The following is an 11,021-nucleotide window of genomic DNA, read 5'->3' as shown; positions in this document are numbered from 1 at the left end:
GACGGCGACCGCGGTCGCCGAGTTGTTGAACAGCAGCGGCGCGAGGGCCGCGGTGAGTCCCGCGATGCCCAGCCCGTGCAGCATGGTGCGGCGGGTGAACGCCCGACCGGGCAGACCCGACTGGTCGTCGGCGGGTGAGGTGTTCATCGGCGTGGTCCCTTCGGAGCGGCAGGACCGGACTCGACCCTGGCGACGATGTGGTGCTGCCCGGCGTGCAGGCCGGTGACCCGGACGCCGGTGAGGCCCTTGACCCGGGCGGGGGTGGGTCGGAGGGCGAGCGCCTTGGCGTCCAACCCCGCGCCGTGCTGGCCGACGTTGCCGTCACCCCAGGTGAACACCGCGCCGTTGGTGGTCAGCGCGGCACCGCCACGGGCGTGCGCGACGATGTCACGCACCCGGCCCTGCCCCGCCGGGAGCTTGACCGCGACCGGCTCGAACCGATTGACGTGATCCCCCACCCCGAGTTGGCCGGACGCGTTGGCACCGAAGGACAGCAGTTGGTGCCGACTGGTCAGCACCAACGTGAAGTCCTCGCCGGCGGCGAGCCGCATCGGCCGTCCCCAGGCCGACTTGAGCCGGATCGTGCCCCCGCTCGGACGCCCCGCGGCGTCCAGACCGAAGACGACCAGTCGGCCGTCGCGCAGCGCGACCGTGACGTGCCGGTTCCCCGCGGCGACCGCGACGGCGGCGCTGCCCTTGGGCAGGACGGCCCGTGCCGGGCGGGTCTGTGGCAACGCCCCGACTGCCGGGTTGTGCTTCGATCGGCGTCCCAACTGACCGAAAGTGTTGCGACCCCACAGGTACACCGCGCCGCCCCCGGTGACGGCCGCGGAGATGCCGTTGCCCGCCGCGATGGCGCTCACCCACCCGGGGATCCGCTTTCGGAGAAGCACCGGCTGGTGCCGGTCGACGACCGTTCCGTCACCCAACTGGCCACGGTGATTGTGGCCCCAGGCGAAGAGGCGACCCGATCTGGTGGTCGCCACGACGTGGTCGACGCCGACCGCGATGGCGGCGATCTTGGTGCCCTTGGGCAGCTTCACCCGGGTCGGGCTCCAGCGCAGCGAGGTCGTTCCGTCGCCGAGTTGGCCATGCTGATTGCCGCCCCACGCGTAGACCTTGCCGCCGCGGGTCAGCGCGACGGTGAAGTTCAGCCCACCCTGAACGTCCACCGTGGCCGACGGCAGCTGGGTGCGCGTCGGCGCCAGCACCTGCGCGGTGTGCCCCAGACCCAGTCCGGCCCGCGCGTTGTAGCCCCAGGTGAAGGCGGGCAGGCCGCGCTTCTTGGCTGCCGGGCGTGGCACCGCCTTCAATGCCGCGGGTGCGGCCCCGGCAAGGGCAGTCAGTGGTCGAACGGCCGCCATGGTGTCCACGAGTCCTCCTCGATAGCTGAAGGTTGTGGACCAAGCCTCGATCCGGTTCGCGTCGGCGGCCCTGTACGAAATGATCAGTTCGCCCGGCTGCGCTACCGCCCAGGCCGGCGGGAATGACGGGTATCTCCAGAACTGAGGGCGCACCCGGATTCCGGCGCAAACCTGGTCGTTTCGGCCAGGAAGGACAGCCCGGGTTTCCGATGGAATCGACTCCTACACAGATGCGGATCGCATTCCGGGATTCCGCGACGAGGGACGGGAGCCATGATGAGGCTGGGCAGGACCGGACACGACGTGATCGACAGCGGCTTCTTCCACGACGCCGATCTGGACTACGCCACCCGAGGGGTGCTGGGCCGCGCCGTGCACGGCGCCAGCGAGATCGGGGAGGTGCTGGCGACGATCGCCCGGGTGCGGCACGCGTCCGACTGGGCGACGCAGTGGCGACTCACCGCGGAATCCGCCCAGCACCAAGCCGAACGCGCCCTGACCGACGGCCATCGGGTCAGTGCCCGGTACGCCTTCCTGCGGGCCGCCACCTACTGGTCCTGTGTGCTGGACGGCTTGGCCGGCGAGGCGGACGATGGGGCGTTGCTCGCCGCCTTCCACACCGGCCGGCGCTGCTGGGACGGCTTCATCGACTGCTCCGCCGGAGCCCATGTCCGGCTGGATATTCCTTATCAGGGGACGATGCTGCCCGGCTACCTGCTGCGTCCGGACGCCACCGGAGAGCCGCGTCCGACGCTGGTGATCACCAACGGCAGCGATGCCTCGATCAGCGACCTGTGGGCGACCATCGCTGCCGGCGCTCTGGAGCGCGGCTGGAACGCGTTCGTCTACGACGGTCCCGGACAGCAGTCGATGCTGTTCGACCAGTCGAGCTACTTCCGTCCGGACTGGGAGGCGGTGCTGACCCCGGTCGTTGACACGCTGCTGGCTCGCCCGGACGTCCGCGCGGATCAACTGGCGGGCTACGGCCTCAGCCAGGCGGGCTACTGGCTGCCGCGAGCGCTCGCCTTCGAGCACCGGCTCGCCGCGGCCGTGGTCGATCCGGGGGTCGTGGACGTCTCGACGTCGTGGACGGAGCACCTCAGCAAGGGCATGATCAGCCAGCTTCGGGAGGGTGAGCGCAAGCCGTTCAACCGGGCGATGGCCCTTGCCGTCCGCCTACCGGGGTTGGCCAGAACGCTGACCTACCGGGCACGGCCGTATCGGCACTCCGACTGGTTCGATCTCTACCGCACCGTGCTGGAGTACCGCCTCGATCCGCAGGTTGCCGCCCTCATCGACACTCCCCTGCTGATCACCGACCCCGAGGGTGAGCAGTTCTGGCCCGGGCATTCGGCGACATTGGCCGACCTGGTGTCCGGGGCCGAAGTGGCGCACTTCACGGCGACCCAGGGGGCCGAGCTGCACTGCCAGCCGCTGGCCCGGCTGCTCACCGAGGCGCGGGTGTTCGACTGGCTGGAGGACCGGCTGGGTCTCAGCGAGCCAGCGCCCCAGGATGCCGCAGCAGATACGCCGTGAGGTCGTGCCGCGAACGCACATCGAATTTGGCGTAGATGTTGGACAGGTGGAAGCCGACCGCGCTGCGGGTGACGAACAGCTCACCGGCGATCTGGGCGTAGCTGAGGCCTTTGACCAGCAGCGCCAGCACGTCCCGCTCGCGATCGGTGAGCTCGGGCAGGAATCCCTCGGAAGCGCCGGTCGCGCTCGACGGCGCTGCCGCCACTGCCCGCAGACGCTCCACATAGGGGGCAGCACCAAGTCGCTGGTAGCCGTCCAGCGCCCGCGTCGTCGCCTCGGCGAGCGACTGCTGATCGGAGACTGCGGCTAGGTCGGCCCACATATGCGCCCGATACAGCAGCAGTTCGTTGCGGTCGTCGTGAGCGGCCTGAGCAAGCAGCTCCCGGGCGGCCGCGGTGTCGCCCTCGCGCTTCGCCAGCAGTCCGCGCAGCCAGGCCAGGACGGCCGGACCCGACGGGGCCGGCGAACTCGCCTCTGCCATGATCTCGACGCACCGTCGGGTCACCTCCGGCTTGCCCGCCCAGAGCGCAAGCAGGCCCGCGTGCACAAGCAGCAGCCCGTCCGACGGCCTGGTGACGAGCTCGATGAGTGCGTCCAGATCGCGGTAGTCGGCCACCAGATCAGCCACTTCGTGGGGTAGTTCACCCGCGCTGTGGACGCGCACCACCCGCGCCACCAACAGCATCAGCCGGCCCTCCGGCCAGGGCGCCTTTCGCGACATGGCGATCGCCACGCCAAGGTGCCGGTCCGCGTCGACGAACCGGCCCAGGCCGGCATCGACCAGCGCGGGACCGAAGTCGGGCGCCCACCGCAGCGGTTCGGACGCGTCGGCGGTCAGGCCGGCGGCGACCCTGGCCAGCGGCCACTCCCCCGCCAGCCACTGGGCGAGGCCCAGTTGGGTGCGGAATGCCGACACGTCGCGGTACCGCCCGAGTCGGCTCACCAGCGTCTCGAAGTCGCGTGCCGCCTCGCGCACCTGGAGGGAGTAGAGCCGGTAGACCGCACGCCACCCCAGCAGGCCGAGCAGTTCCTCGGGGACGGTGGTGGGCACGTCCGGCAACGACGAGAAGAAGTCGACGAGTTCGGCGTCGCTGGTCGAGCGCCGGCTGGCCACGAAGCCGCGGGTCGGCGAGTCGATCCCGCGCAGCGCCGGGTCGGACGCCTCGGCGGCGTCTGCGAGGGCGATCTGTTCCTCGATGCGTTCGGTGGCCTGCCCGGTCAGCATCCGCAGATACGCCCGCAGGATGGCCACCCGCTGACGGACCACCGGATCGGAATCGGACCACTGTGGCGCCGGGACGCTCTCCAGCAACTCCAGTGCCGCCGCGATGTCACCGGCCCGGAATCGGGTCAGCGCGACCGTCACAGCTTCCGCCGCGGACTCGGGCGTCGTCACGTCCAAGGCCCGGCGAGATCCGGCCAGTGCCGCATCCCACAAGCTCTCCAGCCGGCGGCGTCGCCGCTCGTCCGGGGAGGCTGTGATGCCGGCCGCTGCACGGTAGTAGTGCGCGGCCTGGCGATAGGCGCTGTCGGCGTGCAGTGCCGCGGCGCGCTCAGCCAGGTCGGCAGCCAGATCGTCGTCGGTGGAAGCGAGCGCCGCCAGCCGGTGGTCCAGGGCGTCCTGGCCGCTGCTCAGGGTCGCTGCCTTCCGGTGCAGTTCGCGCCGGCGCGGCACCGCGATCAGTTCCAGCACGGCCGCACGGGTCAGCGCATGGGTCGGCCGGGCCGTCAGCAGCCCGGCCTGACTGACCTGCACCAGGTCGGCGTCGACCAGCTCCTGGAGTGCCTGGTGCGGCTCTGCACATCCGGAGGCCGCAACGATGTCGGGCAGTGTGGAATAGCCCGGGCTCAGCACGACGACGGCTTCGACGATGGCCCGTGCAGCGGGACTGAGTCGCTGCAGCCGGCGCTCCACCGACGACGAGAACGCCCGCGGCACCGGCCAACTGCCGGCCAGGTCCTCCAGTTCGGACGCGCTGAGTTCCTCCAGCAGCGAGGTCAGGTAGAGCGGATTGCCACCGGTGTGGCGCCACAGCTCCGGAATCGTGCCGTCCGGAATCTCGGGACGCCGGTCGCGCACCAGGTCGGAGGTCTCCTCGATGGACAGCCCGCCGAGGCTGATCCGGTGCAGCCGTGAGCGGGAGCGCGCCAACTCGTCCAGCATCAACGCGCCCGCCGGGCCACCGGAGCGGTGGCCGAGTGCGACCAGGATCGCCGTGCCCTCCAGCCGGTGCAGCACGAAGCGAAGCGCTTGGATCGACTGTTCATCGGCCCACTGGACGTCGTCCAGGCACAGCAGCAGCGGGCCGGCGTGGGTGTGTTCGTCCACCCATTCGGCGAAGACCTGAGCGGCCAGCGCAGCCGGTGGGACTGCTGCTCCCAGATCAACGCCCAGGTCGCGCATCACCGAATAGGGTGCGGCCGCGATCTCCGGCTCCAGCACGTCCAGAGCTACCACGACGAAGTCGGACGCACGCGTCCGACAATGCGCCAAGAGGGTGGTCTTGCCACTGCCCGGCTCGCCCTCGACCAGAAGCACCGACGGAGTCCCGGCCCGCGCTCCGGCCACCGCGGTGTCCAGCAGCAGGCGGTGGGCGTCCCGCAATGGTGGCATCGGCTCCTCCAGCTTTGGCCAGAGTTTGTCACGGCCGCGCCGCAGCCTCAGCGAAATGGCCAGATCGTCTTCCGGGAGCGCTGGATCGTTCTGGCGTGAAGCGGTTTGGCTATCGCGTGGTCACGATAGGTGTGCGGAGTCGATCGACCGCCGAGCGTCGGCGGAGTCGTCCCCGAATCCGACACACAGCCGCAGCAGCAGGTCGGCGAGCATGAACCGCACGGTCTGGTCGGTCACCGTCCGCGACAGGGTGAGGACGATCAGGCCATGCAGGGCCGCCCAGATCTCGCCCGCCCACAGGAAGCTCCCGTCCGGACCGGGGTCGGAGAACCGCTCTGCCTCGACGCAGTCGTCGACGCCCTGCCGGAGCTTCGCGAAGACCTCGCCGCCGGCGTCGTCCTCGGTGGGCGGCCGGTGGTTGAACATCGCCCAATACAGCTCGGGCTCTCCGACCGCGGCGCGCAGGTACGCCGCGCACCCGTCCGCCAGCTTCGCGACGGGATCATCGGCAACCCTCGACTGCTCCATCGCTGCCGCCAGCCGCGCGAAACCCTCCCTACGGACGGCCGCGTGCAGTTCGCTCATGCTGCCGAAGTGGGTGTAGATGGTCATCGTCGACGTCCCCACCTCGGTCGCCAGACGTCGGGTGCTCAACGCCGTCGGCCCTTCTTCGGCCAGCAGCCGGGCGGCGGCCTCGATCAGCGCAGTGCGGATCGCCGGGTCGGCCATGCGAGGACTCATGCGGCGACGATAACATAACGTCGATACGCTATCGCTTGGTGAACGAGTGGTCATTCCGGCGGAGCGATCAACCGCTTCGGGGACGGCGACGGGTCGGCCCGGACAGCCGTCATGATCGAGGTGGCCGGCATCCACGGGCGGACGCCAAGGACGGATCGGAGCGGGCTTCGCCGATCGACCGTGAGCAGCAGGCCGGTGCCGCGATCCCGGAAGCTCCACCGGGTGTCCTCCCACAGCGCGGCAGCCGCCCGTTCCTGGCCGGGGAGGTACCAGACGTGCTCGACGCCGATGTTGCGCAGAATGCCGTCCCTGGGGACGACGTGGAGCACGCTGTTCGCGAGGCGGATGGCAGGAGGCATCCGCACCACCTCCATGCTCCGCAGCAACCCTTCTTGCCGCAACGCCAGGCCCGCGAGGACGGCACCGGACGGGCTCATCGCGAGACGGTAGTGGTGGACGGGTGTGCCGGTCGGGGCCCATTCCAGCCATTGCCGCAGTGCGCTCGGCGTCCAGACGCGCGCGAAGTTGCAGTCGGCGGTGGCCGCGGTGACCCGGTCCGCGATCTCGGGCAGCTGCTCCGGGGACGCCGCTCGGATCTCCAGTCCGCGCGGCGGGCGCACCCGGCGAGCGCGCATCGGGACCGGCACGCTGGATGACGGTCCAACGAAGGCGCTCGCCCAGCGGCGCGCAGCCGCGATTGAGCCGGCGTTGCCCTTCTGGATGTCGGCGAGGACAACGACATCCGCCCCACCAGCTGCTCGGCCCGCTCGATGCGCCACCGGCCGAGCGCCGCCCCGATGCCACGGCGGCGCCGCTCCGGGTGCACGATGAGCGATCCCAGCACGGCGTAGGACCGTTCCGCTCCCTCGTACCAGCACCTGCCGAGGGTCATCCGTGCGGAGCCGACCAGGGTGCCGTCCACCTCGTCCACCGCGACGACACCGACGGAGCGGGTGAGCCCCGGCCCCTCCGCGCGGACATGGGTGTGGATCCGGAATGCCACCGCCCCGCCGTCGGCGCTCAGGGCTCCGAGCGCTTCCACCTCATCGAGGTCATCGGGCTCGGCGGCGCGGAGCAGGAATCCCCCGCTCATCGCGACACTGGCCGCACGGTCCGCCAGTCCGGCTGCTCGATGACGGTCATGCGGTCATCTTCGCACCGCCGTCCAGGCCCCCGCGGTACGTGCGGGCGGCCTTCCCTCACGCTGAGGACGGCGACGACATCACCTGGCCCCGTCGTCCTCGGCCTCGATCTCGACGGCTGCCGGGGTCAGACCCGGGGACCCTGTTCGTCCGCGTTCACCAGGAGGGACGACGCGTCAGCTGACGGTCGCCCCAGGTGACGCGGCAGGAACTCGGTGTCGAGACCGAACCAACGGATGGTCCGGTGATCGCCCGGATTGGCATGCAGTGTCTTCTCCTCGGACGCGAAGGCATCGAACAACGCCAGCGACGATTGGCGGTCGACGTGCTCGTCGTCCCACGGAAGCAGAAACTGCACCGGGACGGAGATCTTCCGGGCGCCCTCGATCAGCGCGTCGTCCACGGCGAAACCACCACCGAAGATCGCGGCCCTGATCCGAGGTTCGACCGCCGTCAACGGGATTCCGATTCCGGTTCCGAGCGTGATGCCGCCGCCATAGCCGATCGGCGCCTCGTGGCCGATCTCCGGCAATTCCTGCAGGGCATCCAGAGTCGCCTGCCACTCCGGGACGGCGCGTTCGGCAAGGGAGGCGCCATAGCGGAGGCTGACGGCGGAAACCTGCTCGGTGTCGCCGGCCAGCATCGCCTGGCGGAGTTCGGCCCGGGCCCGCTCGTCGGCCGGCGAGCGCGGACGATCACCGTGTCCTGGAGCATCGATGGCCACGACGTGATAACCGCAGCCAGTCACATACTGGTGTGCCCGCGCCACCTGCGCCGGCGTCTTCTTGTGCAGGCCGCCGCCGTGGCCGAGCAGCACAACGGCCGCCCGCTCAGCGCCGGAGGTGGGCGACCAGATCACGCCGGGGACTCCGTCGACGATGAAGTCGCGCTCGACGACACCGTTCGCAGATACCTCGGCAAGGAACTTCAAGGTGTGCATAGGTCATGCCTTTCAAGGAGTGCTTCGTTGTTCGCAGCGCTCCCGGCGACCCCTACGTCAATCGCCCGACCGTGACGACGAGGGAGCACCCACATCAATCCGTCGTTTCATGGGTCTCACCTCCTTCTGAAGTCACAGTCCATCGTCAGGCTACTCCACCGTGACGGGTCGAGCGCCAACCCCGGCACTCAGTGGCTGTGGGGAGGCTGCACAAGCGGAAGCGTCGACCGGAGCGGGGCCGCCAGTGCCTGGGTGATGGAGTCGGGGATTCCAAAGCCAGGCAACCCCTCGAGTTCGGCTTCCCATCCCGGATCCACCTGACCTGAGCAGTCGCAGTCCAGATACTCTTCTGCGCCGAAGCACTGTGTGGCCAGGTCTGACTCAAAGTCTGGAGGCGCGAGCCGAGCCAGGAGCCGGATCATCGGTCCGGTGACGCTGCTGGGACGGGCCCGGAGGTCCGCCGCCAACAGCCGCGCAAGCATCGCGACAGCAGCTTCCGCGTCCTGCGGGACAGCTGTCGCATGCCTCTCGTACAGGGACGCCGTCAGCGGTTCGATCTGCCACGGGCTGGCCGAGTGATTGAACCCGGCCAGTTCGAGAACCTCGGGCTCTTCGACTCCTTCGAGAAGGAGCGCGACGGCGGGATCTGGCCAGGCACCCGCGCTGAGGAATCCCATGCGTTCAGCTGCCCGCGCTACGCGCAGCGCCTCGTCAATTTCGGCCAGGTCCACGGCGAGCCAGTCTAGGTGCGCGCATGCAGCCCGAGGCGATGGCCGAGCGCCTCCCTTTCGGCGGTTGACCAAGATGGCGTGAGCGCTGACGCGGCTTCCCGCCCGTCTTGCGCGAGCCGCACTGGGGCAATCGTGCCAGTGGCCGTCCGTGCATGACGAGGGGCGCGAAGTGCGCAAACTAGTCGCCGGAACGTCTTGCGGCTCCGGAGGGGAGGGCTGGAGCGGTGTCTCCGGGGGTAATGAGTCCTGATTCGTAACTGAGGATGACCAGTTGCGCTCGGTCACGGGCGGAGAGCTTGGATAGGAGGCGGCTGACGTAGGTGCGTGCGGTCGCCGAGCTGATGTGGAGGCTCGCTCCGATTTCGTCGTTCGACTCGCCCAGGCCGATCCGGGTGAGGACTTCGCGTTCGCGGTCGGTGAGCGAGTCGAGCAGTGCTGAGCGAGTGCTAGTGGTCGCGCCTCCTGCCAGCGTGCTCATCACCTTTCGTGTGATCGCCGGGGACAGCAGAGCGTCGCCGGCAGCGAAGGCGCGGATGGCGCTTCGCAACTCGCCGGGAGCGATGTCTTTGAGAAGGTAACCGGCCGATCCTGCTCGGATCGCGGCCAGCACGTTCTCGTCCTCATCGAAGGTCGTCAACACCACAACCCGCACGTTCGCAAGCGAGTGATCGGCCACGATCGCCTGGGTCGCGGCGATCCCATCCATCCGCGGCATACGGATGTCCATGAGGACGACATCCGGCTTGTGCTCTCGGACCACACTGATGCCAGCCCTGCCGTTGTCGGCTTCGGCGACGACCTCGATGTCGCCGTCGTGTTCGGCGAGGGTGCGCAAGCCTGTTCGGACAAGTTCTTGGTCATCGACCAACACGACACGGATCATGGCAACCTCGCGGGGATCGTGGCCTCGACGGCGAACCCGGCGCCCGCAGACGATCGAGTCGTCAATGAGCCGCCGAGCAGCCGAACCCGTTCACTCATACCGGCCATCCCATACCCGCCCTTTGCACCAATTCCCGTCGCCGATCCACGCCCGTTGTCGGTGACGCTGATGTGAAGCTGACCGTCATGGATGCCGGCATGCACTTGGGCGCGGGTGGCGTCAGCATGGCGGATGACATTGGTGATCGACTCCTGGATGACGCGGTACGCCGCGGCATCGACCGGGGCAGACAGCTCCGAAGGCGTTGCGGTGATGTCGGTCGTGACCTCGATCCCGGCACCCTTGGCAGCGTCCACCAACTCTTGCACCGCCGACAGGGAGAGAATGCTCCGCGTCTCGTTGCGATCGGAAGTCGAGCGAAGAATGCGCACCATCGAGCGGAGTTCTTGCAGCGACCGCGTGCTGGCCGTTCGGATGCGGTCGAGGGCGTCGCTGACAGTGCGGTCGTAGTGTCCGACCGCTTCTGCTCCGACGCCCGCTTGCAGTGAGATAACGGACATGGTGTGTCCGAGTGTGTCGTGCAGTTCTCGGGAGAGGCGTTCACGCTCGCTCCGCATCCGCGAATCCGCTTCGCGTGCGATCTGTGCTTCGGTAAGCCGGGCGATTTCGGCCTGCTGAGTGGCCCGGAGGCGGCGGGCTCGAACGCTATGTCCGAGTGCGATCGCCGCGGCGAACAGCGCGATGTTGGAGACAGACTCGTAGCCGAGAAGAAACCCGATCGCCTCGCCGCCGTCGTAGACCCGATAGAACATCGAGACGGCGAACACGACGAACGCTGACCCCACCGACCACAGCATCAGCCCGGCTTCGGCTGCGGAGAACAGGGCGGCCAGCACCGGGACGGCGACGCCGATCGGCGGGTAGTCGAGGGTGTAGTAGGCGAACATTCCGAGCACAGTGAGCACCAGCACCGTTCGCGGCATCCTCCGGCGCAGCAGCATCAGGGCACCGATGCCGGCCGCGAACAGGTAGGCAATGGCATCGGGCGATTTGCCTCGCCCGAGCCTGTG

At 69.2% G+C, this 11,021-nt stretch carries 9 protein-coding genes and 1 pseudogene; 1 reads left to right on the top strand and 9 read right to left on the bottom strand.

Annotated elements, in window-relative coordinates:
* Positions 1–143: 143 nt before the first annotated feature.
* Positions 144–1,364, bottom strand: a complete 1,221-nt coding sequence (locus QM624_RS08675) for an RCC1-like domain-containing protein (protein ID WP_415090832.1) — start codon at positions 1,362–1,364, stop codon at positions 144–146.
* A 276-nt stretch (positions 1,365–1,640) separates the two neighbouring features.
* Between QM624_RS08675 and QM624_RS08670 the strand changes: the two genes are divergently transcribed.
* The gene (locus QM624_RS08670; protein ID WP_415090831.1) at positions 1,641–2,900 is read left to right on the top strand and encodes an alpha/beta hydrolase family protein; all 1,260 of its coding nucleotides are present in this window, start codon (positions 1,641–1,643) and stop codon (positions 2,898–2,900) included.
* Here the strand turns inward: QM624_RS08670 and QM624_RS08665 are convergent.
* From QM624_RS08665 to QM624_RS08630, 8 genes and pseudogenes are all read right to left on the bottom strand, one after another.
* The gene (locus tag QM624_RS08665) at positions 2,857–5,514 is read right to left on the bottom strand and encodes an AAA family ATPase (RefSeq protein ID WP_415090829.1); all 2,658 of its coding nucleotides are present in this window, start codon (positions 5,512–5,514) and stop codon (positions 2,857–2,859) included. The genes QM624_RS08670 and QM624_RS08665 overlap by 44 nt on opposite strands.
* A gap of 120 nt (positions 5,515–5,634) precedes the next feature.
* A complete protein-coding gene (locus tag QM624_RS08660) occupies positions 5,635–6,255 on the bottom strand; it encodes a TetR/AcrR family transcriptional regulator (RefSeq protein ID WP_415090827.1) in 621 nt (206 codons plus the stop codon).
* Between the two features lie 50 nt (positions 6,256–6,305).
* Positions 6,306–6,890, bottom strand: coding sequence for a hypothetical protein (locus QM624_RS08655; RefSeq protein WP_415090834.1), 585 nt, complete (start codon positions 6,888–6,890; stop codon positions 6,306–6,308).
* 128 nt (positions 6,891–7,018) lie between these two features.
* Positions 7,019–7,348: pseudogene (locus QM624_RS08650) on the bottom strand (GNAT family N-acetyltransferase); the annotation flags it as partial.
* A 176-nt stretch (positions 7,349–7,524) separates the two neighbouring features.
* Complete coding sequence (locus QM624_RS08645; protein ID WP_415090825.1) at positions 7,525–8,337, bottom strand: alpha/beta hydrolase; 813 nt, start codon at positions 8,335–8,337, stop codon at positions 7,525–7,527.
* Positions 8,338–8,525: 188 nt separating this feature from the next.
* On the bottom strand, positions 8,526–9,068 hold the full coding sequence (locus QM624_RS08640; RefSeq protein ID WP_415090823.1) for a hypothetical protein: 543 nt from the start codon (positions 9,066–9,068) through the stop codon (positions 8,526–8,528).
* Positions 9,069–9,246: 178 nt separating this feature from the next.
* A complete protein-coding gene (locus QM624_RS08635; protein ID WP_415090821.1) occupies positions 9,247–9,939 on the bottom strand; it encodes a response regulator in 693 nt (230 codons plus the stop codon).
* Between the two features lie 8 nt (positions 9,940–9,947).
* The gene (locus QM624_RS08630) at positions 9,948–10,952 is read right to left on the bottom strand and encodes a sensor histidine kinase (RefSeq protein ID WP_415090819.1); all 1,005 of its coding nucleotides are present in this window, start codon (positions 10,950–10,952) and stop codon (positions 9,948–9,950) included.
* Positions 10,953–11,021: the final 69 nt, after the last annotated feature.

Origin of the sequence: Micropruina sp. (genome assembly GCF_047606365.1) — a bacterium.
GTDB lineage: Bacteria > Actinomycetota > Actinomycetes > Propionibacteriales > Propionibacteriaceae > Micropruina.
The sequence above is the reverse complement of the archived record's forward strand: the minus strand, read 5'-3'. Positions and strand labels throughout refer to the sequence as shown.